Genomic DNA, 22,546 nt, shown 5'->3' on the forward strand with positions numbered 1-22,546 from the left:
TGAGCTTGTCGAAGGGCTGCTTTGTTCTCGCGAGCGGTGAACAACAGAAGGGCCGGGCTTCGACAGGCTCAGCCCGAACGGGTTCGTCATAGCCGCGGCAATTGCTGGCTGATGCAGTGGAAGCTGCCACCGCCCGTTAGGATATGCGCGGCGGGCAGGCCGATGGCGCGGCGATCGGGGAACAGCGCCTGGATGGCGGCGACGGCGGCATCGTCGTTGGGCTGGCCATAGGTCGGCACGGCGACGACGGCGTTGCCGATATAGAAGTTCATGTAGCTCGCCGGCACGACTTCCTCGTCGACGAGCACGCGGCCGGGCGAGGGGATGCGCACCACCTCGACGCCGAACGCCTCAGCACGGCGCGCGGCGTCGATATAGATCAGCCAGTTGGGGTCGTTCTCCTCTGGCGTCGGCACCGCGAGGCGGTTCGGCGCGACGAAGCGCGCGAGATTGTCGACGTGCCCGTCGGTATGATCGTTGACGAGGCCATCGCCCAGCCACAGCACGCGGTCATAGCCCAGATCGCGCGCCAGCCACTCCTCGGCGGTCCGCTGCGCGAGGCCGGGATTGCGGTTGCGGTTGAGCAGGCACTGTTCGGTCGTGACGACGAGGCCGGTGCCGTCACCGTCGATCGCGCCGCCTTCGAGCACCCACTCGCAGCGCGTGGCCTTAAGCCGGCGGCGGCGCGCGAGCCGCTCGGCGACATCCTCGTCGCCCGGAAAATCATATTTGCCGCCCCAGCCGTTGAACGCGAAGATGCGCGCGCTGCCGTCCCCGGTCACGATTGGGCCGGTGTCGCGCAGCCAGACGTCGCCGAAATCCTCGACGACCAGCTCGACGCCGCGATCGATGAGTAGGCTGGCGGCGCGCGCGGCCTCGTCATCGGCGGCGACGAGCAGCACGCGCTCGCCCTTGCCGCCGGCGGCGATCGCATTGGCGAAGGCGGCGGTCTCGGCACGCGCGGCCTCGAGCGGCGGTCCCCAGATCTCGGGGTGGCTGGGAAAGCCGATCCATACCGCGTCGTGCGGCGCCCATTCGGGGGGTGGGGGAAGCGTCATGCGACCGCCTGTATCAAGCTTGCCACGCCAGCGACAATGATTCGACGGCGCGCTTTGGAAGTGCTTGCAATCATTCGCATAGTGCGAAACGCTGACGGCGGGGACAAAGGGGGGCGAGGACGCGATGCGACTGGTTGGAGGGGCGAGCCTGTTGGCGCTCGCGATGGTGGCGGGCACGCCCGCCGCATCGGCGCAGCAGGGCGATCGGCTGGCGGCGGCCTTCGGCGCGCGCCCCGCGGTGCAGCAGGCAAGTCTTTCGCCCGACGGCACCAAAGTGGCCTATATCGCTCCGACGGGCGGACAGGGCAACGCACTGGTGGTGCTGGACCTCAGCGGTGGCGGTCTGGCGACGCCGAAGCCGGTCGCGCGCGCCGATGGCGCTCCCGATCGGCTGAGCGACTGTCACTGGACGAGCAATCAGCGGCTGTTATGCACAATCTACGCGGTGACGCGGATCGAAACGGGCATCACCTATGTCTCGCGAAAGGTCGCGGTTGATGCGGACGGCGGCAATGCCCGCATCCTTCATCTGCAACGTGGTACCGGCGAAAAGCTGGGATATGCGCTGTCGGGCGGGAGCGTGATTGACTGGGCGCCGGGCGACGAGGGGCATGTGCTGATGGCGAGGCCCTACGTGCCCGAGCGCGCGACTGGCACGCGGCTGGCGCAGACGCGCGCAGGGCTTGGCGTCGATCTGGTAAACACGCTTACATTGCAGTTCAGCACGCGCGAACGGCCCGACGACCTGGCGGTCGAATTCATCACCGACGGGCATGGCGTGGTGCGCATCAAGGGCCAGGGCGAGCGTGACGCCAGTGGCTATGCCACTGGGCGCACGCTGTATCTGCACCGCGCGCCCGGGGAATCGACCTGGCGGCGGATCAGCATCGTCGATCGCGACGAGGCGGGTTTCAATCCCTATGGCGTCGATCGCGAACGCAACCTCGCCTATGGGCTGAAGCGCGTAGACGGGCGGCTCGCGGCCTATACCAAGACGCTCGATGCTGCGGGAACCGAGACGTTGCTGTTTTCGCATCCCGACGTCGATGTCGCGGGTTTCATGCGGATGGGTCGGCGCGGGCGGATCGTCGGCGTGCAATACGTCACCGACCACAGCGAGGTCGAGTATCTCGATCCCGTGCTCAAGCGGCTGTCGGCGTCGCTCTCGAAGGCGCTGCCCGATGCGCCGCTGGTGCGCTTCGTCGATTCGAGCGAGGACGAGAATATATTGCTGCTATGGGCGGGCAGCGACGACGATCCGGGGCGTTACTACATTCTCGATCGCAAGGGCGGGGCGATGAGCGAGCTGATGCTCGAACGCCCTGCGCTCGAGAACCGCTCGCTCGCGACGATGCAGGCGATCACCTATCGGGCGGCCGACGGTACGATGATCCCCGGCTATCTCTCGTTGCCGCCGGGCAAGACGAGCGCCAAGGGCCTGCCTGCGCTGGTGATGCCGCATGGCGGCCCCGGCGCGCGCGACGAATGGGGGTTCGACTGGCTGGTGCAGTATTTCGCCGCCAAGGGCTATGCGGTGCTCCAGCCGAATTTCCGCGGATCGACGGGCTATGGCGACGCGTGGTTCCAGAAGAACGGCTTCCAGGGCTGGCGCACCGCGATCGGCGACGTCAACGACGCCGGACGCTGGCTGGTGAGCCAGGGTGCCGATGCCGGGCGGCTTGGTGTGTTCGGCTGGTCCTATGGCGGCTATGCCGCGCTGCAATCGGGCGTGACCGAGCCGGGGCTGTTCAAGGCGATCGTCGCGGTGGCGCCGGTTACCGATCTCGATCGGTTGCGCGAGGAATCGCGCTACTGGAGCAATTACCGTATGGTGCGCGACTTCATCGGCACCGGCGAGCATGTGTCGAGCGGGTCGCCGGCGCGCCATGCCGCGAAGTTCGCGGCACCGGTGCTGATGTTCCACGGCGACCTCGACCGCAATGTCGGCATCGCGCAGGCGCGGCTGATGCACAGCCGGTTGCAGGCGGCGGGCAAGCGAAGCGAGCTGATCGAGTATGACAAGCTCGACCATTATCTGGAGGACAGCGCCGCGCGGACCGACATGCTGAGCCGGTCGGCGGCGTTTCTGGACGCGGCGCTGGGGAAGTAGCGCGCAACGAAGAAGGGCGGCCCCCTGCGTGACCGCCCTTTTCTTATTGCGAGGGCGTCGCGGCGGAGCCGCGCCGTCGGTCGGCGCTGGAGCGCCGCCGGCCGCTCGCGCTGATGGTGCCGGCTTCAGCTTTGCTGAAGCCAAGGCTCAGCGCGAGTAGAACTCGACCACGAGGTTCGGTTCCATCTTCACCGGATAGGGCACTTCGTCGAGCGTGGGCACGCGCGTGAAGGTGACCGCGGCGTTGCCGTCGGGCGTGACGTAATCGGGGATGTCGCGCTCGGCGAGGCTTTGCGCTTCCATCACCAGCGCCATCTCCTTGGCCTTGCTGCCGAGCGAGATGACTTCGCCCGGCTTCACCCGGCGCGACGCGATGTTGCACTTCACGCCGTTGACGCGGATGTGGCCGTGGCTGACGATCTGGCGCGCGGCGAAGATCGTCGGCGCAAACTTGGCGCGATAGACGATCATGTCGAGCCGCTGCTCGAGCAGGCCGATGAGGTTCTGCGAGGTGTCGCCCTTCATGCGCGACGCTTCCTCATAGGCCTTCTTGAACTGCTTCTCGGTGACGTCGCCGTAATAGCCCTTGAGCTTCTGCTTGGCGCGCAGCTGGATGCCGAAGTCCGACATCTTGCCCTTGCGGCGCTGGCCGTGCTGGCCGGGGCCATATTCGCGCTTGTTGACGGGCGACTTGGGACGACCCCAGATATTCTCGCCCATGCGGCGGTCGAGCTTGAACTTGGCGCTTGAACGCTTCGACATGTAATTTCCTTGGCAAACTGCGGATGACGTTGACCCGGACGGCGTGCGCCCTGATCGCGATCCCGGTCATCGCCTGTGCCTGGGGCACAGGGCCACCGCTTCACCGGGGTGCGGAGCCTGATTGCGAAGGCGCGCGGGTAACCGCGGCGCCGCGCCGAGTCAAGGTCTGCGCGGCGACGTCAGCGGTTCACTTCGGGCGCGAAACGCGTGCTGCCGGCGCCGCCGCTATTGCGCTGAAGCCTAGCATGCGCTTCCCACTCTGCCTTGGTCTTGCACACCCGCTCGCCGCCCGTGCGCGAGCCGGCGGGGCGGAAGGTGCGGCAAACCGGCTTGTCGTCCTTCGCGGCGGCAGGTTCCTGCGCCTGGGCGGGCATAGCGACTATGAGCAGAAGGGTGGCCAACATCAGGAATCTCCTCGGTTGCGCGTCCATGCCGTTGAAACTGCGGCGTGCGCTTGTCGCGTCATGGTGCCGGCGAACGCGGTGACGGGCAACCCCATGCGGTCATTCGGCTCCCCGGCGGTTGCGCGGGCGGTCGAGCGTAGAGAGGATGCCGCGCACGGTGCGGACCTCCTGCGCGCTCCAGCCGGGCTTGGTGAGCAGCGTGCGCAGCATGCGGCGCGTCACCGCCGCGCGATCGGGCACGTGGAAATAGCCGGCGGCATCGAGCATCGTATCGAGCTGATCGAGCATGCCGTCGAGATCGGCCTGCGGTGCGGGCGGATCATGATCGACGGCCGGGGGCTGCGCGAGCGCCACATGCTTCGACCATTCATAAGCAACGAGGATCACCGCCTGCGCCAGATTGAGCGAGCCGAATTCGGGATTGATCGGCACCGTCAGGATCGTGCGCGCGAGCGCCACGTCGTCGGTTTCCAGCCCCGAACGTTCGGGGCCGAACAGGATCGCCGAGCGGCCCGGCCCGACATGGATCGCTTGGGCCGCGGCGTCGGGCGCGACGACGGGCTTGGTCACGCCGCGCTTGCGCACCGTGGTGGCATAGACATGCGCGCAATCGGCGACGGCGTCGGCGACACTGTCGAACACGCGCGCCTCGGCGAGGACACGATCGGCGCCCGAGGCGGCGGGGCCGGCCGAGGGGTTGGGCCAGCCGTCACGCGGGGCGACGAGGCGCATCTCGGTGAGCCCGAAATTGAGCATCGCGCGCGCCGCCTTGCCGATATTCTCGCCGAGTTGCGGGCGCACTAGGACGATGGCGGGGGAGGGAGGTGCCAGGTGCCCCTCATCCGTTCGTCCCGAGCGAAGTCGAGGGATGCCGCCGAGCGCAGTCGAGGCCGAGTTCTCACGCCCGCTGCGCTCGGAGGGCGGCATCGAGAAGCGCTTCAATCGATCCCAGTCATGCGCGACCAGCGCTTCCTTCTTGGCGCGCGACCAGCCCTTCACGCGCAATTCGGCCGAGAGCGCTTCCTCGCGCGTGGCGAAGGCTTCGCTCCATATCAGTTCGAGCGGGCGGCGATCATGCGTGTAGCCGCGTAATGTGCCGGCGTGATGCTGAGCGACGCGGCTTTCGAGATCGTCGGTGTGTCCGGTGTAGTAGGTGCCGTCGTTGCAGCGAAGCATGTAGGTCCAGAAAGGCACGGTCGGGAGTTCTCGCTTCGCTCGAAACCATCCCTCAACTTCGCTCGGGACGAACGGGAGGGGCTGCTGCCCCTATCTTTCCGATACGCGTGTTCGGCAAGGTGCAAGCTACCCCCGCGCGACCTCGCTCACCGTGCCGGCAAATTCCTCGAAGTCGCGGGCTTCGCGGAAGTCCTTGTAGACGCTGGCGAAGCGGATGTAGGCGACCGAATCAAGGCCTTTCAGCCCTTCCATCACCATCTCGCCGATGCGCTGCGAATCGATCTCGCTTTCGCCCAGCGTCTCGAGCTGGCGCTGGATGCCCGAGACAAGCTGCTCCACACGACCCGGCGGGATCGGGCGCTTGCGGCAGGCGATCGCGACCGAGCGCAGCAGCTTTTCGCGGTCGAAGGGCTCGCGGCGGTCCTCGCTCTTGAGCACCGTCAGGTCGCGCAGCTGGATGCGCTCGAAGGTGGTGAAGCGCGCGCCGCAGGCCGTGCACTGGCGGCGGCGGCGGATGGCCGACCCGTCTTCCGACGGGCGGCTGTCCTTTACCTGGCTGTCGTCATGCGCGCAGAACGGGCAGCGCATTACACGCCGGGCTTCTTCTTGGCCTTGTAATAGGCATAGCCCGCGCCGGCGGCGGCGCCGATCAGCGAGCCGACGAACGGCACCGGAAGCGCGATCACCGCGCCCAGCGCGCCCCATTTGGCCATGCTCTTGCCGACCTGCTTTTCCTCATGCGTCATCGCGGTTCCTTCAATAGATGGGGAAGCGCTCGCACAGCGTGCGAACACGCCCACGAACGTCCGCCTCGACCGAAGGGTCCCCATGCTCGCCCTTGGCGGCGAGCGCATCGAGAATGTCGGCGATCATCTCGCCGATCTCGGCGAACTCGGCGGTGCCGAAGCCGCGCGTGGTGCCCGCCGGGCTGCCAACGCGAATGCCGCTCGTCTTCACCGGCGGCAGCGGATCGAAGGGGATGCCGTTCTTGTTGCAGGTGATGCCGGCGCGCTCGAGCGCCTCGTCGGCATCGCGGCCGGTGACGCCGAGCGGCGTGAGATCGACGAGCGCCAGATGCGTGTCGGTGCCGCCCGAGACCAGATCGGCGCCGCGCGCCTTCAAGGTGGCGGCCAGCGTGCGGGCATTCTCAACGACGGCGGCGATATAGGTCTTGTATTCGGGACGCAGCGCCTCGCCGAACGCCACCGCCTTGGCGGCGATGACGTGCATCAGCGGGCCGCCCTGGAGGCCGGGGAACACCGCCGAATTGATCTTCTTGGCGATATCCTCGTGATCGGTGAGGATCATGCCGCCGCGCGGGCCGCGCAGCGTCTTGTGCGTGGTGGTGGTGACGACATGCGCGTGCGCGAAGGGCGAGGGGTGCAGCCCGCCCGCGACGATGCCCGCGAAATGCGCCATGTCGACCATGAACTTCGCGCCGACTTCATCGGCGATGGCGCGGAAACGTGCGAAATCGAGCTCGCGCGGATAGGCCGATCCGCCGGCGATGATGAGGCTGGGGCGATGCTCCTTCGCCAGCGCCTCGACCTCATCGAAGTCGACGCGGTGATCGTCGCGGCGCACGCCATATTGCACAGCGTTGAACCACTTCCCCGACATCGCGGCCTTCGCGCCGTGCGTCAGGTGGCCGCCGGCGTCGAGGCTCATGCCGAGGATCGTGTCGCCGGGCTTGGTCAACGCCAGCATCACCGCTCCGTTCGCCTGCGCCCCCGAATGCGGCTGGACATTGACGTAACCACAGCCGAACAGCGCCTTGGCCCGCTCGATCGCGAGCGTCTCGACGGCATCGGAGGGCGCGCAGCCCTGATAATAGCGCTTGCCCGGATAGCCCTCGGCATATTTGTTGGTGAACACGCTGCCCTGCGCCTCGAGCACCGCCTTCGAGACGATATTCTCGCTGGCGATCAGCTCGATCTGGTGGCGCTCGCGCTCGAGCTCCTGCGTGACGCCTGCAAACACCTCGGGATCGGCATCGCCGAGCGTGCGCGTGAAGAAGCCGTCGGGCTGGACGTCGTGCAACCGGGCCTGGGGCTCGCGGGCGGGATGCAGCGTGGCGGGGCTGGTGCTCATGGCGGATATTCCCTTGCAGCGCCGGGCGCGCGCCCGGCGGCGATCGTTTCGCGTCAGCCTCTAGAGGCTGGCGCGCCGCTGCGCCAGCCACCATTAAGGCCATATGGCCGATCCGACCACCGCTCCGCCCGCAGCGCGCTATCTGGGATTTGCGGGGCTGCTGCCGCAGTTGCTGGCACTTGCGGCGGCCTATTCGGGCGTGCCCGAATGGCGGTTCGCCGCGCAGGCGCTGGGATTTGCCTATGCCGCGCTGATCCTCAGCTTCCTGGGCGGGCTGTGGTGGGGGCTGGCCGCCGCGGCGGGGGCGCGGGCGCCGGGATGGGTCTATGGCGCTGCGGTAGTGCCGTCGCTCGTGGCGCTTGCGGGATGCGTGCCCTGGGCGATCGGCGCGACATGGCCGGGGCCGTCGATGCTGATGCTCGGGCTCGCGCTCGTCGCCAGCCTCGCGGTCGATCGCCGGCTTGCGGCGCTGGACCTTGCGCCAGCATGGTGGCTGCGGCTGCGCACGCCACTGTCGCTCGGGCTCGGCGCCTGTACGCTGGGTATCGCGATCTACGCCTGATCGAAGGCGGGATTGCCGAGCTTTTCGACGCGGCGACGGTGGCGATCGCCGCCGAAGGGCGTCGTGACGAACGCGTCGAGACAGGCCTTGGCCATCTCGATGCCCACCAGCCGCGCGCCCATGGCGATGACGTTGGCGTCGTTATGCTCGCGTGCGAGGCGTGCCGACAGCGGCTCGTTGACCAGCGCGCAGCGGCAGGCGGCATGGCGGTTGACCGCGATCGAGATGCCGATGCCCGAGCCGCACAGCGCGACGCCGACGCCGCCCTTGTCGGCCACCGCCTGCGCCAGCCGGTAGCCGTAATCGGGATAGTCGACGCTCTCGCTGCCCGTGGGCCCGAGATCGGTGACGCTATGGCCCTGTTCACGCAGCCACGCGACGAGCGCGGCCTTGAGCTCGATCGCGGCGTGATCGGATGCGATGTGGACGGTTGCGGACATGGCGAAGGCTCTCGGGTGGACGTGGAGGTGCCCCGTCCCTAGCTTGGGTGCCGTCCCGAAGCCAGCCGGAGACCTGAATGGCACGCCTGATGATCGTTTCGCTCGCGCTTGCGCTTGGTGCCTGCGGTAGCGCGACCACGCCCGCCGAGAATGCCGCGCTCGCCGCCGAGAACCGCGCCGGCCTAGACGGCGACGTCGTCGAACTGCCGGCGGGCGAAGGAGAGGCCGATGACGATGGCCCGGCAGAGGTTCCCGCGGGCAACGCCGCGATCGCGGTCGCCGACGGCTGGGTTGGGCGCTGGACCGGCCCCGAGGGGCTGGCGCTCGACATCGCCGCCGACGAGGCGCGGCCGGGGCGCTATGACCTCACCATGCAATATACGCTCGACGACCGCGGCGAATTCACCGGCACCGCGACGCCCGAGGGCATCGCCTTCACGCGCCGCGACGGGCCGCAGGTGCTGCGCGCGAGCGACGGCGACGGCACGGGGCTGAAATGGCTGGCGGGCAAGCAGGACTGCCTGCGCGTGCGCGATGGCGAGGGATATTGCCGCGATTGAACGCGGCTGCGGGGTGACGGATACTTCGTGGCCCCGGACCGGCTGGCCGGCGTAGATTTGGCGGCGACATTGTAGCAAAGCGTTCACGGGCGCGTCGCCCCGCTGTCATATCGCGGGCGTATCGGCGAGCCATGCCTTTAGCAGCGCCAGCCCCCGCCAACCGCGCCGTTTGCGCCGCGGTGCATCGCCACGAGCATCTCTCGAAACAGGGGGTACTCGAACGTGCCTTCACCTTCGCGTTTCGCGGCCTCGTCTACGCGCAGATATGGGAAGACCCCGAAGTCGACCTCGAGGCGCTGGCGATCACGCCCGACTGCCATGTGGTGACGATCGCATCGGGCGGCTGCAACGTATTGAGCTACCTGACCGCGAACCCGCGCGCGATTACCGCGGTCGACCTCAATACCGCGCATATCGCGCTCAACCGGCTGAAGCTGGCGGCGGCGCGCCACCTGCCCGACCATGCAGCGTTCCACCGCTTCTTCGACGAGGCGAACCGGCCCGAGAATGTCGACGCCTATCGCGAGCACATCGCCCCGCATCTCGACGATGTCTCGCGGCGATACTGGGAAGGCCGCGACCTCACGGGGCGGCGACGCATCGGTGGCTTCTCGCGCGGCTTCTATCGCAAGGGGCTGCTCGGCGGCTTCATCGGCGCGGCGCATCTGGTGGCGAAGCTCTACAAGGTCGATCCGCGCGTGCTGCTCGAAGCGCGCGACATCGATGAGCAGCGCGCGATCTTCGAGGCGAAGCTGGCGCCGGTGTTCGACAAGAAGTTCGTGCGCTGGCTGACCGACCAGCCGGCATCGCTGTTCGGCCTCGGTATTCCGCCCGCGCAGTATGAGGCGCTGGCGACCGCCGATCCCGAAGGCCGGATGGCCGCGGTGCTCAAGCGGCGGCTCGAAAAGCTCGCCTGCGACTTCGCACTCAGCGACAATTACTTCGCCTGGCAGGCGTTCGGGCGCGGCTATGGCGCGGGGCCGGCGGCGCCGCTGCCGCCCTATCTGCGGCGCGCGCACCACGCCGCGCTCGTGGCGCGCGTCGATCGTGTCGAGGTGCGTCACGCCAACATGTGCGACTATCTGGATGCGATGCCCGACGCGTCGCTCGACCGCTATGTGCTGCTCGATGCGCAGGACTGGATGACCGATGCCGTGCTCGACCGGCTGTGGCGCGGCATCACGCGCACCGCGCGGCCGGGCGCGCGCGTGCTGTTCCGCACCGCTGCCGAGCCGAGCCTGCTGCCGGGCCGGCTCGACCCCGCGCTGCTCGATCGCTGGGAGTATCACGTCGAGGCATCGCGCGACTTCACGCTGCGCGACCGATCGGCGATCTATGGCGGCGTGCACCTGTACGTGCTCAGGGGATGAACGCCGGCCATGCCGGGCGGATGGACGCGATCTATCGCAGCCAGCGCCATATCTACGACCTGACTCGCCGCTATTATCTGCTCGGCCGCGACCGGCTGATCCGGCGGCTGGCACCACCGCCGGGCGGCACGGTGCTGGAAGTGGGATGCGGCACGGCGCGCAACCTGATCGTGGCGGCGCGGCGCTGGCCCGAGACGCGCTTCTACGGCTTCGACATATCGGACGCGATGCTCGAGACCGCGCGCGCCAATGTGGCAAAGGCGGGGCTTTCGGGGCGGATCGTGCTGGCGCGCGGCGATGCCGCGGCGTTCGACACGCAGGCGCTGTTCGGCGTTGCCGCGTTCGACCGCGTCTTCCTGAGCTACACGCTGTCGATGATCCCCGACTGGCGCGGCGCGATCGAAGCGGCGGCGCGCGCGCTGGCGCCGGGGGGCGTGCTGCACATCGTCGATTTCGGCCAGCAGGAGGGTCTGCCGGGCCTGTTCCGCGCCGCGCTGTTCGCCTGGCTGCGGCGCTTCGACGTGACGCCGCGCGATCGACTGGCGCAGGCGGTGCGCGTGGCGGCAGGCATGGTGGGGGGCGAGATGCGCTTCACGCGGCTGTATCGCGGCTATGCCTGGGCCGTGGACCTGCGGCGGCACTAGCCTCCCGTTGTCACACAGATAGGCGCGGCCTATCGTGGCGCGATGCAGCTTTCCGGATTGCGATATCTGCTGGCGCTCGACCGCGAACGTCATTTCGCGCGGGCGGCGGCGGCGTGCCATGTCACGCAGCCTTCGCTTTCGGCGGGCATCGCGGCGCTCGAGCAGCAGCTGGGGCGGCGGCTGGTAGAACGCGACCGGCGCTTCATCGGGCTGACGGGCGAGGGGCGGGCGATCCTGCCCTGGGCGCGGCAGGTGGTCGCGGCGATCGACGGGCTGGTGCAGGCGGCACAGGCGGCGCCGGGACCGCTGACGGGCGAATTGCGGCTGGGGGCGATCCCCGCATCGATGCCTGCGATCGGCATGTTCGCGACCGAGCTGGCGCGGCTGCATCCGCAGCTTCGGCTGTCGATATCGTCGCATACCTCTCGCGAGATCGCGGCGCGGCTGGCCGAGTTCGCGCTCGATGCCGGCCTCACTTATGTCGAGCATGAGCCGCCTTCGGGGGTGGTGCGCGTGCCGCTTTATTCGGAGCGGATGCTGTTCGTGCGGCGAGCGACCGGCGACGCACCGGCAGCGATCGGCTGGGACGAGGCGCTGGCGCAGCCCTTGTGCCTGCTGCACCAGGGAATGCAGAACCGCCGCATCCTCGACGCCAATCTGGCGGCTATAGGCCATGCCGCGCGGCCCGCGGCGACAGCCGACAGCTATGTCGCGCTGCTGGCACTCGTCGCATCGGGCGGGTTCGCGACGATCATGCCCGACAGCTATGCGCCGCTGCTGCCCGCCTGGGCGCAGATGATCGCGTTCGACGTGGCGATGCCCGCCAGCGCGATTGGGCTGATCGTCGCCGATCGCACTCCGCTGGGACCGATGGCGCTGGCTGCGCTGGCCGTGGGAGATCGCTTACGTGATAGGTGATGGCTATCAACGATAAGCACTGTCGATTTGACCTGTGTGGCGTGGGGCGCGAACAAGGCGGCTGCATGACTGGAGAGGAACGGGCATGGCGATGACGCCATCCGATGCTGCACTCGTCGAGACGCTGGCAGCGCAGTATGCGGGCACGCGCGGCGCGCTGCTGCCGCTGCTGCACGCGATCCAGCATGCGCTGGGGCATGTGCCCGGCGAAGCGGTGCCGCTGGTCGCGCACGCGCTCAACCTCAGCCGCGCCGAGGTACATGGCGTGGTGAGCTTCTACCATGACTTTCGCGACGCCCCCGCCAAGGGCCGGGTGGTGAAGCTGTGCCGTGCCGAGGCGTGCCAGGCGCGCGGTGCCGACGCGCTGGCCGAGACGCTTGCGAACGAAGGTGTCGCGAGCGAGCCGGTCTATTGTCTGGGCTTATGTGCGAGTGGTCCGGCGGCGCTGGTCGACGGGAGGCCGGTGGCGGCAGTGGCGTGCGCGGCTGATCTCGATGTCGCCGATGCGCCGGGCGTGTCGGCGCGGTTCGCGCCCGGCACGCGCGTGTTCGTATCGGGCGACATGGCGGCGGTGGGGCTGGGCGCCGACGCACTTGCCGATGCGTGTCGCGCGGCGGGGGCCGAGGTGGTACGCGTCAGCAGCCACGGGCTGTTCGCGATCGAGCCGCTGGTCGAGGTCGAGACGCCCGAGGGGCGCGTGGGCTACGGCCCCGTGGCGGCGGGCGACATCGCGCAGGTGATCGACGGTACGCACCTCAACCGCATCGGCGATGTGGCGGCGCTGCCCTTTTTCGCGCGCCAGCAGCGCTTTACCTTCGCGCGTGCAGGCAAGACCGATCCGCTGAGCCTTGCCGACTATGCCGCGCATGACGGCTGGAAGGGGCTGGAGGCGGCGCGGGCGATGGCGCCGCAGGCGGTGGTCGATGCCGTCAAGGCATCGGGGCTACGCGGGCGCGGTGGCGCGGGCTTTCCCACGGGTATCAAGTGGCAGACGGTGCTCGAGGCCGCGGCGGGCGAGAAATTCATCGTCTGCAATGCCGACGAGGGCGACAGCGGCACCTTTGCCGACCGGATGCTGATGGAAGGTGATCCCTTCTGCCTGATCGAGGGCATGGCGATCGCGGGCCATGCGGTGGGGGCGGGGCACGGTTATGTCTATATCCGTTCCGAATATCCCTTCGCGATCCGCACGATGGAAGCTGCGATCGGGCTGGCCGCATCGCGGATCGCGCCGTTCACGCTCGAGGTACGCGTGGGCGCGGGCGCCTATGTCTGCGGCGAGGAAACGGCTTTGCTCGATTCGATCGAGGGCAAGCGCGGGCAGGTGCGCGCCAAGCCGCCGCTGCCAGCAATCGCGGGGCTGTTCGGCAAGCCCACCGTCATCAACAATGTGCTGAGCCTGGCCGCGGTGCCGTTCATCCTTGCCGAAGGCGCCGATCGCTATGCCGAAATCGGCTTCGGCCGATCGCGCGGCACGATGCCAATCCAGCTTGCCGGCAACGTCAAGCATGGCGGGCTGTTCGAGATTGGCTTCGGCATCACGCTGCGCGAGCTGATCGAGGATATCGGCGGCGGCACCGCGAGCGGGCGGCCGGTGCGCGCGGTGCAGGTGGGTGGGCCGCTCGGCGCCTATTTCCCGCCATCGATGTTCGACCTGCCTTTCGATTACGAGGCGTTCGCCGAAGCAGGCGGGCTGATCGGCCATGCCGGCATCACGGTGTTCGACGACAGCGTCGACATGGCGCGGATGGCGCGCTTCGCGATGCAGTTCTGCGCGGTAGAGAGCTGCGGCAAGTGCACGCCCTGCCGCATCGGATCGACGCGCGGGGTGGAACTGATCAACCGCATCATCGCCGGCACCGGTCGCGACGCGGGCACGCTGGAGGCGATGCCGCAGATGCGCAACGCGCGCGCCTCGCCACGCGGGCCAGCCGAAGAGATCGGCCTGCTGCGCGACCTGTGCGACACGATGAAATATGGTTCGCTGTGCGCGCTGGGCGGGTTCACTCCCTATCCAGTGTTGAGTGCGCTCGATCATTTCCCCGAGGATTTCAGCCCCGCGCCGGTGCGCGCGGCAGCGGAGTAGCGGCGATGGCATGGCTTGGCGAAATCGATCTGGGCACGCGCGCTTCGGCCTTGCCCGATGCGCGCATGGTGACGCTGACCATCGACGGGGCGACGGTGGAAGTGCCCGAGGGCACTTCGATCATGCGCGCGGCGGCGCTCGGCGGCACCAGCATTCCCAAGCTGTGCGCCACCGACAATCTCGAGGCGTTCGGTTCGTGCCGCGTGTGCCTGGTCGAAGTGGAGGGGCGCGCGGGCTATCCCGCCTCGTGCACTACACCCGTCACGCCCGGCATGGTGGTGCGCACGCAGAGCGAGCGGCTGACGCAGCTGCGGCGCGGGGTGATGGAGCTGTACATCTCCGACCATCCGCTCGACTGCCTGACCTGTTCGGCCAATGGCGACTGCGAATTGCAGGACGTGGCGGGCGCGGTTGGGCTGCGAGACGTGCGCTATGGCTATGAGGGCGCCAATCATCTGGCGGCCGACAAGGACGAATCGAACCCCTATTTCGCCTTCGATCCGACCAAGTGCATCGTCTGCTCGCGCTGCGTGCGCGCGTGCGACGAGGTGCAGGGCACCTTCGCGCTGACGGTGGAAGGGCGCGGGTTCGACAGTGTGATCGCCGCCAGCCAGAGCGAGGACTTCCTGTCGTCCGAATGCGTTTCGTGCGGCGCGTGCGTGCAGGCGTGCCCGACATCGGCGCTGATCGAGAAATCGGTCGAGGCGATCGGCACGCCCGACCGCGCCGTCGTCACCACCTGCGCCTATTGCGGGGTGGGCTGCACTTTCCGCGCCGAGCTGCGCGGCGAGCAGCTGGTGCGGATGGTGCCGTGGAAGGAAGGTAAGGCCAATCGCGGGCATAGCTGCGTGAAGGGGCGCTTCGCCTGGGGTTATGCCAACCACGCCGAGCGCATCCTGAACCCGATGATCCGCGAGAGCATCGACCAGCCGTGGCGCGAAGTGAGCTGGGCCGAGGCGATCGGGCGCGTGGCGTCGGAGTTCAGGCGCATTCAGGCCGAGCATGGCCGGCGCGCGGTGGGCGGCATCACCTCGAGCCGGTGCACCAACGAGGAAACTTATCTGGTCCAGAAGCTCATCCGCCAGGGCTTCGGCAACAACAATGTCGATACCTGCGCGCGCGTCTGCCATTCGCCTACGGGATACGGCCTCAAGACGACGTTCGGCACGTCGGCGGGCACGCAGGATTTCGACAGCGTGATGGCCGCCGACGTCATGATGGTGATCGGCGCCAACCCCACCGACGGGCACCCGGTGTTCGCCAGCCGCATGAAGCAGCGGCTCCGTCAGGGCGCACGGCTGATCGTCGTCGATCCCAGGCGGACCGATCTGGTGCGCAGCGCGCATATCGAGGCCGATCATCACCTGCCGTTGCAGCCGGGCACCAATGTGGCGCTGCTGACCGCGATGGCGCATGTCGTCGTGACCGAAGGGCTGGTCGACGAGGACTATGTCCGCGCGCGCTGCGACCTTGAAGCGTTCGCCGAATGGGCGGCGTTCGTCGCAGAGGAAGCGCGGTCGCCCGAAGCGACCGAGGCGCTGACGCGCGTGCCGGCGGCCGATCTACGCGCAGCCGCGCGGCTCTATGCTACCGGCGGGCGCGCGGCGATCTATTACGGGCTGGGCGTGACCGAGCACAGCCAGGGTTCGTCGACGGTGATCGCGATCGCCAATCTGGCGATGGCGACGGGCAATGTCGGGCTGGAGGGTGCAGGGGTCAATCCGTTGCGCGGCCAGAACAACGTGCAGGGCGCGTGCGACATGGGGAGTTTCCCGCACGAATATTCGGGGTATCGCCACGTCGCCGATGCTGAGACGCGGGCGTTGTTCGAGGCGGCATGGGGCGTCGAACTCGATCCCGAGCCGGGGCTGCGCATTCCCAATATGCTCGATGCGGCGACCGAGGGCCGCTTCCGCGCGCTGTACGTGCAGGGCGAGGATATCCTGCAATCGGACCCCAACACGCAGCATGTCGCAGCTGGGCTGGCGGCGATGGAATGCGTGGTGGTGCAGGATCTTTTCCTCAACGAAACGGCCAATTACGCGCATGTCTTCCTGCCGGGTTCGACCTTTCTCGAAAAGGACGGCACCTTCACCAATGCCGAGCGCCGCATCCAGCGCGTGCGCCGCGTGATGGAGCCTAAGAACGGCTTGGCCGACTGGGAGATCGTGCAGGCGGTGGCGCAGGCGCTCGACCTCGACTGGAACTATGCCCACCCGAGCGAGATCATGGACGAGATCGCGCGGCTGACGCCCACCTTCGCGCGCGTCAGCTACGACGCGCTCGAGGCGCATGGATCGCTGCAATGGCCCGCGACCGACGCGACGCCGACGGGCACGCCGACGATGCATCTCGACGGGTTCGTACGCGGCAAGGGGCATTTCGTCGTCACCGACTATATCCCTACCGACGAGAAGACGGGGCCGCGTTACCCGCTGCTGCTCACCACCGGGCGCATCCTGAGCCACTATAATGTCGGCGCGCAGACGCGGCGGACCGAGAATGTCGCATGGCATCCCGAGGACCGGCTCGAGATCCACCCCAGCGACGCCGAGAACCGTGGCCTGCGCGACGGCGACTGGGTGACGCTCAAAAGCCGTGCGGGCGAGACGACGCTGCGCGCGCTGGTTACCGAGCGCGTCGCGCCCGGCGTCGTCTACACCACCTTCCACCATCCCGTGACGCAGGCCAACGTCATCACCACCGACTATTCGGACTGGGCCACCAACTGCCCCGAATACAAGGTGACGGCGGTGCAGGTATCGGCTTCGAACGGGCCGTCGGACTGGCAGGAAGCCTATGCGCGCCAGGCCGAGCGTGCGCGGCGCATCGAGCCGGTGGCCGCCGAATGATGACGCCCGACGAGCGGCTGGTCTATATGGCCAACCAGATCGCGCGCAATCTGGCGGCGCGGGGAGATGAGGCTGCGGCGCTTGCAACCGCCGATCACATCGCGGCGTTCTGGGACCCACATATGCGCGAGCGCATCATGGCCGATGATCGGGCGGCGCTCGATCCGATCGCGGCGCGTGCGATCGCGCTGCTGCGCCGGCGGGGCGATCCGGGCGCGCAATCGGCCGCGACGGTGTTCGCCGGTGGAGCGGACGCGGGATAGAGACGCTGCCGCCCCTGCGGCAACGGGAATATGGGAGACGACATGACGCACGCACACGCCGCCATCTGCCGCGGCCACGACGCCCCCTTCGCGATCGAGCCCGTCGAGCTGGCCGCGTTGCAGCCCGACGAGTTGCGCATCCGCATCGTCGCGTGCGGCATCTGCCATACCGATCTGGCGGTGCGCGACGGCCAGCTGCCCGTCGAGCTGCCGGCGGTGCTGGGGCATGAGGGCGCCGGCATCGTCGAGGAGGTGGGCAGCGCGGTGACGGCGGCGAAGCCCGGCGACCGCGTGGTGATGAGCTTCAACAGCTGCGGCGAATGCCCGAGCTGCGATGCCGACGCGCCGACCTATTGCTATAACTTCTTCCCGCACAACTGGAGCGGGCGGCGCGCCGACGGATCGCCGACGATCATGCGCGAAGGCGAGCCCGTGGGCGGCAATTTCTTCGGCCAGTCGAGCTTCGCCACGCATGCTATCGCGCATCAGCGCAACGTGGTGCGCGTGCCCGATGCCGCCGCCGACCTGCCGCTTGAACGCCTGGCGCCGATCGGCTGCGGCCTGATGACGGGCGCGGGTGCGGTGCTGCGCAGCATGAAGGTGCGCGAGGGCCTGCCGATCGTGGTGTTCGGCGCGGGCACCGTGGGCATGGCGGCGATCATGGCGGCGAAGGTGGCGGGCGCCGACCCGATCATCGCGGTCGACATGCATGACAGCCGGCTGGCGACCGCGCGCGAGCTCGGCGCGACGCACGCCTTCAACGCTAAGGACGGCGCGATCGACAAGATCAAGCAATTGTGTCCGCGCGGCGTGGGCTATGTGTTCGACACGACGGGCGTGAAATCGGTGATCGAGGACGGGTTCGACCTGCTGGCACCCAAGGGCGTGATGGGTATTGTCGGCGCGTCCGACCCGGCCGACATGCTCTCGCTCAACGAAGCGGCGTTCATGGGTAGCGGGCGCACGGTGATGGGCATTCTAGGCGGTGACAGCGACATCGCGCCGTTCCTGACCGAGCTGATCGAGCTGCATCTGGCGGGGCGCTTCCCCTACGAGACGCTGATCGAGACGTTCGATTTCGCCGACATCGACAAGGCGATCGAGGCGAGCGAAAGCGGGCGCGTGGTGAAGCCCGTGCTGGTGATGCCCGCCGACTGACCGGACAGCGACAATCGCTGGTCATTCGAAAGGACCGTCCGCCCCGCTGTGGGGGCGGACGGTTTTTTTGTGTCAGGCGGGCTGCGTCGTGCGCCAGCCGGCCTGATAGGCTTCGCGCGCGACGCGCGAATAGGGCACGGGGCTGACGATGGCGCGCACCGCGAGCTGCTTGTGCGGCTCGACCGTCGTCTTCTTGGTGCCGCCATTCTCCTCGCCCCACAGCACGCGGACCTCCGTGCCCACCTCGACCGAGGGATCGACGGTTGCGAGGCTCAGCGCCTGCTTCTCGTTGAAGCTGTAGCCGGTGAACATCGACAGGCCGATGTTGCGGCCATCGGCATCCTGCACCGCGTCGTAGTTCGACGAGGCATAGTTGGCGAGCGGCACGTCGAAGAACTTGTACTGGTCGCCATCGGGATCGAACAGCGAGGCCATGATCTTGGCCATGTCCTCGGGGTGCCAGGCGAGCGTCACCTTCTTGCGCTGTGCAGCGGGATCGATCTTCTCGAGCGCCTCGCGGCCATGGAAATCGTGGTCGAACTTGACGAACGGACCGTAGCCGAGCTCCCACGGATTGAGGTAATAATCCTCGATATTGTCGGAGACGAAGCTGCCGCCGATCGAGCCCGTCGCCTCATAGCTGTCGGCGCCCAGCCATTCGCGATAGGCCTTGAGCTTGTCGCCGGTGTAGATGGCGGGGAGCGGCGAGGGGATCCAGCCGCTCTCCAGCGTGTTCGACGGGTAGGCGCGGCTGCCGCAGGGCACGATGCCGAATTCCTTGCCGGCTTCGAGGATCGCGGCGCGGATCTCGTCCTGCTCGTCATACGGACCCCAGATTTCGAGGCCCGGCGCGCCCGACATGCCGTGGCGCAGCGTGCGGACCTTGCGGCCGGCGATGTTCATCTCGCTCATGTTGAAGAATTTGAGCTGCTCGAGCGGGCCGCCATGCAGCTTCTCGATGATCGCCCAGGCGTTCGGCCCCTGGATCTGGAAGCGCCAGTTGATGCGCTTCACCGGCTTGCCCATGGGGCGCGAGGGCGAGCGGTCGTCCTTGACGATCTCGACATCGTAGCCGCCGGTCTCGGCATGGAACATCAGCCAGTTGGCCGCCGGCGCGCGGCCGACATAGACGAACTCCTGCTCCTCGAGCCAGAAGATGATGCCGTCACCGATGACATGCCCATAGGGCGTGGTGGGGACGTACTGCTTGGCCTTGTTGACCGCCCAGCCCTTGGGGCTGTTGATCATCGTGTCGGTCAGCAGCTTGAGCGCGTCCTTGCCGCGGATGAACAGGTCGACCATGTGGTGCGACTGGTCGAACAGCACCGCCGTATGCTGCCACGCCCATTGCTCGCTGCGCCAGTTGTGGAACTCGGGCGCGACGACGGGATATACATAGGCACCGAGCTGCGAATTGCGCAGCATTTCAACCGGGTTGCCCGCGTTGTTCAAGACGGTTTCGAGATTGTCTGCCATCGATCCTCTCCGAAATTGGCTGCCCCGCCAGTGCGGGCGCGCGCCGAAAGCCTGGCGCCATCATAAAATAATCTGTATGCAACGCAAACGGTTTTCGTCGTCAGCCGCGCAGCCTCACAGCCCCAGCACGCGCACGGCGTTGTCCTTCATGATGAGCGGCAGCACCTCGTCGCGGAAACCCGCTTCCTGTGCTGCGGCAAGCCATTTGTCGGGCCGAATCAGCGGCCAGTCGCTGCCGAACATCATCTTGTGCTTGAGCTGCGTGTTTGCGTACTGGATCACCTGCTTCGGGAAATATTTGGGCGACCAGCCCGAAAGGTCGATGAACACATTGTCCTTGTGCAGCGCCATCGACAGGCTTTCGTCGGTCCACGGCCAGCTGGGGTGCGCGAGGATGAACTTGATGTCGGGGAAATCGACCGCGACATCGTCGATGAGGATCGGCTGGCCATATTTCAACCGCACGCCGCCGCCGCCGCGCATGCCGGTGCCCATGCCCGAATGGCCGGTGTGGAAGATGGCAGGCAGGCGATATTCGGCGATCACCTCGTAGATCGGATAGGCGACGCGATCGGCCGGGTGGCAATCCTGCATGATGCCGTGGAACTTGAAGCCCTTGACGCCGTGATTCTCGATCAGATCGCGCGCCTCGCGCGCACCGAGCTTGCCCTTGCGCGGATCGATCGAGGCGAAGGGGATGACGATGTCGTCATGCTCGGCGGCGATGTCGGCAACTTCGTAGTTGCTGATCCGCTTGGCGCCGATGCCGCTCTCGCAATCGACGGTGAACAGGCAGAAGGCGATCTCGCGCTCGCGATAATAGGCGATCGTCTCGGGGATGGTGGGGCGCTTGCGATCGGCCTTGAAATAGGCCGATGCGGCATCGAAGAACTTGGCCATCACCGGGTCTTCGGGATCGTGGCACGAGACTTCGGCATGGACGTGGACGTCGATGGCCTGCACGCGGGCGGGGTCGATCGGCATGGGTGGCGCACCTCTTCCTGTCGGGCCGATCGCTCGGCTATGGCGGTGGCGAGGACGCGCATTTTCCGCTCGCCTCGCACCGATTATCGGTTAGTCTTGCATACAAACAGGTTCGAGGGAACGAGGATGCTCTTTGTCGATGGTGTCGCACTCGCTAGGCGACGTGGCGCCGCCGCCGGCACGCCGATGCAAGCGGGCGTGACTGCATGAGCACAGCCGGGCAGGGCGCCGCCGCCATCGACGATCCGCGCGTCATCATCGACGAATCGCCAATGAGTCGCCTCCAGATCGCAGCCGTGGCGATCACCGTGGGCCTGAACGCGCTCGACGGGTTCGACGTGCTGTCGATCAGCTTCGCCTCGCCCGGCATCGCCGCCGAATGGGGCATTGATCGCGCGGCGCTGGGCATCGTGCTGTCGATGGAGCTCATCGGCATGGCGATCGGATCGGTGCTGCTGGGCGGCGTGACCGACCGGATCGGCCGGCGCAACATGATCCTCGGCTGCCTGGTGGTAATGGCGTTCGGGATGTTCATGGTGACAACCGCCTCGAACCTCACCATGTTGTCGATATGGCGCGTGCTGACGGGGCTGGGCATCGGCGGCATGCTGGCGGCGATCAACGCAGCGGCGGCCGAGTTCTCGAACAGGCGCAGCCGCAACATCGCCCTGGCGCTGATGGTAATCGGCTATCCTCTGGGTGCGGTCATCGGCGGATCGGTCGCATCGCTGCTGCTGCGCGGCGGCGACTGGCGGCTGGTGTTCGAGTTCGGCGCGCTGGTGACGGCGCTGTTCATCCCGCTCGTCTGGTTCTTCGTGCCCGAGCCGGTGCAATTCACCATGGCGCGCCGCCCGACCGACGCGCTGGCGAAGATCAACCGCACGCTTGCGCGCATGGGCCACCGCACCGTCGCGGCGCTGCCCGCGCCGACGCCCGAGGAGGACCGCGCGTCGATCCGCGACATCTTCGGGCCCGATCTGAGGCGCACCACGATCCTCGTCACGATCGCCTATTTCGCGCATATCGTGAGCTTCTATTTCATTCTCAAATGGACGCCCGCGATCGTCACCGATCTCGGCTTCCCCGCATCGCAGGCGGCGAGCGTGCTGGTGTGGGCGAATGTTGGCGGTGCGGTGGGTGGCGCGGTCTTCGGCATGCTGGCGCAGCGTTTCGCGCTCAAGCAGCTGACCTTGGTGGTGCTGGCGATTTCGGCGGTAATGGTGGGGCTGTTCGGCGCGGCGGGCGTGCAGTCGCTCGGCGGCCTTGCGATCCTTGCCTGCGCGTCGGGGCTGTTCACCAACAGCGCGATCGTGGGGCTGTACACGATCTTCGCGCGCGCCTTCCCCACGCATGTCCGCGCGACGGGGACGGGGTTCGCGATCGGCATCGGGCGCGGCGGGTCGGCGCTGTCGCCGATCCTTGCCGGTTTCCTGTTCGATTCGGGCATGACGCTGGCGGGCGTCGCGATCACGCTGGGGCTGGGATCGGCGATCGCGGCGGTGGCGCTGGCAGGCGTGCGGCTGCGGCTCGACACCGCGAAATAGCGCGGACTTGCCGAAAACCTATCGCGACCGCGCATATTGGATTGGGCCGCACGCCGCCGTGACGGCTAGCGCGGCAGGCATCGCTAGA

Annotated in this window: 21 protein-coding genes; 11 read left to right on the forward strand and 10 right to left on the reverse strand. The window is 67.7% G+C overall.

Annotated features, from left to right (window positions below):
* Positions 1 to 86 precede the first annotated feature (86 nt).
* Positions 87 to 1,058, reverse strand: a complete 972-nt coding sequence (locus FBR43_RS05925) for an agmatine deiminase family protein (RefSeq protein WP_136942291.1) — start codon at positions 1,056 to 1,058, stop codon at positions 87 to 89.
* Between the two features lie 124 nt (positions 1,059 to 1,182).
* Between FBR43_RS05925 and FBR43_RS05930 the strand changes: the two genes are divergently transcribed.
* Positions 1,183 to 3,168 carry an alpha/beta hydrolase family protein gene (locus FBR43_RS05930; protein WP_136942292.1) on the forward strand — a complete coding sequence of 662 codons (1,986 nt, stop codon included), beginning with the start codon at positions 1,183 to 1,185 and terminating at the stop codon, positions 3,166 to 3,168.
* 147 nt (positions 3,169 to 3,315) lie between these two features.
* On the opposite strand, the gene rpsD is transcribed toward FBR43_RS05930, so the two are convergent.
* The 6 genes from rpsD to glyA form a co-directional block, all read right to left on the reverse strand.
* Positions 3,316 to 3,930 (reverse strand): 30S ribosomal protein S4, encoded by a 615-nt coding sequence (gene rpsD, locus FBR43_RS05935; protein ID WP_136942293.1) that lies wholly within the window; start codon positions 3,928 to 3,930, stop codon positions 3,316 to 3,318.
* A gap of 179 nt (positions 3,931 to 4,109) precedes the next feature.
* The gene (locus FBR43_RS05940; protein ID WP_169542517.1) at positions 4,110 to 4,334 is read right to left on the reverse strand and encodes a hypothetical protein; all 225 of its coding nucleotides are present in this window, start codon (positions 4,332 to 4,334) and stop codon (positions 4,110 to 4,112) included.
* 99 nt (positions 4,335 to 4,433) lie between these two features.
* A complete protein-coding gene (locus tag FBR43_RS05945; RefSeq protein ID WP_136942295.1) occupies positions 4,434 to 5,528 on the reverse strand; it encodes a TrmH family RNA methyltransferase in 1,095 nt (364 codons plus the stop codon).
* Between the two features lie 108 nt (positions 5,529 to 5,636).
* On the reverse strand, positions 5,637 to 6,098 hold the full coding sequence (gene nrdR, locus FBR43_RS05950; RefSeq protein WP_136942296.1) for a transcriptional regulator NrdR: 462 nt from the start codon (positions 6,096 to 6,098) through the stop codon (positions 5,637 to 5,639).
* Positions 6,098 to 6,256 (reverse strand): hypothetical protein, encoded by a 159-nt coding sequence (locus FBR43_RS16100; RefSeq protein ID WP_169542518.1) that lies wholly within the window; start codon positions 6,254 to 6,256, stop codon positions 6,098 to 6,100. The genes nrdR and FBR43_RS16100 overlap by 1 nt, the downstream gene beginning before the upstream one ends.
* A gap of 10 nt (positions 6,257 to 6,266) precedes the next feature.
* Positions 6,267 to 7,601, reverse strand: a complete 1,335-nt coding sequence (glyA, locus tag FBR43_RS05955; RefSeq protein ID WP_136942297.1) for a serine hydroxymethyltransferase — start codon at positions 7,599 to 7,601, stop codon at positions 6,267 to 6,269.
* Between the two features lie 103 nt (positions 7,602 to 7,704).
* Here glyA and FBR43_RS05960 point away from each other — a divergent pair, with 103 nt between their 5' ends.
* Complete coding sequence (locus FBR43_RS05960; protein ID WP_136942298.1) at positions 7,705 to 8,163, forward strand: DUF3429 domain-containing protein; 459 nt, start codon at positions 7,705 to 7,707, stop codon at positions 8,161 to 8,163.
* On the opposite strand, the gene rpiB is transcribed toward FBR43_RS05960, so the two are convergent.
* On the reverse strand, positions 8,154 to 8,603 hold the full coding sequence (gene rpiB, locus FBR43_RS05965) for a ribose 5-phosphate isomerase B (RefSeq protein WP_136942299.1): 450 nt from the start codon (positions 8,601 to 8,603) through the stop codon (positions 8,154 to 8,156). The two genes, FBR43_RS05960 and rpiB, sit on opposite strands and share 10 nt — an antisense overlap.
* A 77-nt stretch (positions 8,604 to 8,680) precedes the next feature.
* Here rpiB and FBR43_RS05970 point away from each other — a divergent pair, with 77 nt between their 5' ends.
* The 8 genes from FBR43_RS05970 (at position 8,681) to FBR43_RS06005 (ending at position 18,454) form a co-directional block, all read left to right on the forward strand.
* The gene (locus FBR43_RS05970; RefSeq protein WP_136942300.1) at positions 8,681 to 9,163 is read left to right on the forward strand and encodes a hypothetical protein; all 483 of its coding nucleotides are present in this window, start codon (positions 8,681 to 8,683) and stop codon (positions 9,161 to 9,163) included.
* A 131-nt stretch (positions 9,164 to 9,294) separates the two neighbouring features.
* Positions 9,295 to 10,533 (forward strand): DUF3419 family protein, encoded by a 1,239-nt coding sequence (locus tag FBR43_RS05975; protein ID WP_136942301.1) that lies wholly within the window; start codon positions 9,295 to 9,297, stop codon positions 10,531 to 10,533.
* Positions 10,530 to 11,177 carry a class I SAM-dependent methyltransferase gene (locus FBR43_RS05980; RefSeq protein ID WP_249276475.1) on the forward strand — a complete coding sequence of 216 codons (648 nt, stop codon included), beginning with the start codon at positions 10,530 to 10,532 and terminating at the stop codon, positions 11,175 to 11,177. The genes FBR43_RS05975 and FBR43_RS05980 overlap by 4 nt, the downstream gene beginning before the upstream one ends.
* Positions 11,178 to 11,219: 42 nt before the next feature.
* Positions 11,220 to 12,095 carry a LysR family transcriptional regulator gene (locus FBR43_RS05985; RefSeq protein ID WP_136942302.1) on the forward strand — a complete coding sequence of 292 codons (876 nt, stop codon included), beginning with the start codon at positions 11,220 to 11,222 and terminating at the stop codon, positions 12,093 to 12,095.
* Between the two features lie 85 nt (positions 12,096 to 12,180).
* Positions 12,181 to 14,181 (forward strand): NADH-ubiquinone oxidoreductase-F iron-sulfur binding region domain-containing protein, encoded by a 2,001-nt coding sequence (locus FBR43_RS05990; protein ID WP_136942303.1) that lies wholly within the window; start codon positions 12,181 to 12,183, stop codon positions 14,179 to 14,181.
* Between the two features lie 5 nt (positions 14,182 to 14,186).
* Positions 14,187 to 17,033 (forward strand): formate dehydrogenase subunit alpha, encoded by a 2,847-nt coding sequence (gene fdhF, locus FBR43_RS05995; protein ID WP_136942304.1) that lies wholly within the window; start codon positions 14,187 to 14,189, stop codon positions 17,031 to 17,033.
* Positions 17,030 to 17,296: a formate dehydrogenase subunit delta gene (locus FBR43_RS06000; protein ID WP_249276476.1), complete on the forward strand. Its 267-nt coding sequence runs from the start codon at positions 17,030 to 17,032 to the stop codon at positions 17,294 to 17,296. Before fdhF ends, FBR43_RS06000 begins: the two co-directional genes overlap by 4 nt.
* Positions 17,297 to 17,338: 42 nt before the next feature.
* Positions 17,339 to 18,454 carry an NAD(P)-dependent alcohol dehydrogenase gene (locus FBR43_RS06005; RefSeq protein WP_136942305.1) on the forward strand — a complete coding sequence of 372 codons (1,116 nt, stop codon included), beginning with the start codon at positions 17,339 to 17,341 and terminating at the stop codon, positions 18,452 to 18,454.
* A gap of 72 nt (positions 18,455 to 18,526) precedes the next feature.
* Here the strand turns inward: FBR43_RS06005 and ligM are convergent, their stop codons facing one another.
* Both ligM and FBR43_RS06015 read right to left on the reverse strand, forming a co-directional pair.
* Positions 18,527 to 19,930, reverse strand: coding sequence for a vanillate/3-O-methylgallate O-demethylase (gene ligM, locus FBR43_RS06010; RefSeq protein ID WP_136942306.1), 1,404 nt, complete (start codon positions 19,928 to 19,930; stop codon positions 18,527 to 18,529).
* Positions 19,931 to 20,044: 114 nt separating this feature from the next.
* Positions 20,045 to 20,914: an amidohydrolase family protein gene (locus tag FBR43_RS06015; RefSeq protein ID WP_136942307.1), complete on the reverse strand. Its 870-nt coding sequence runs from the start codon at positions 20,912 to 20,914 to the stop codon at positions 20,045 to 20,047.
* Positions 20,915 to 21,120: 206 nt separating this feature from the next.
* Here FBR43_RS06015 and FBR43_RS06020 point away from each other — a divergent pair, with 206 nt between their 5' ends.
* A complete protein-coding gene (locus FBR43_RS06020) occupies positions 21,121 to 22,458 on the forward strand; it encodes an MFS transporter (protein ID WP_249276477.1) in 1,338 nt (445 codons plus the stop codon).
* Positions 22,459 to 22,546: the final 88 nt, after the last annotated feature.

Source organism: Sphingomonas baiyangensis (assembly GCF_005144715.1).
Taxonomy (GTDB): domain Bacteria; phylum Pseudomonadota; class Alphaproteobacteria; order Sphingomonadales; family Sphingomonadaceae; genus Sphingomonas; species Sphingomonas baiyangensis.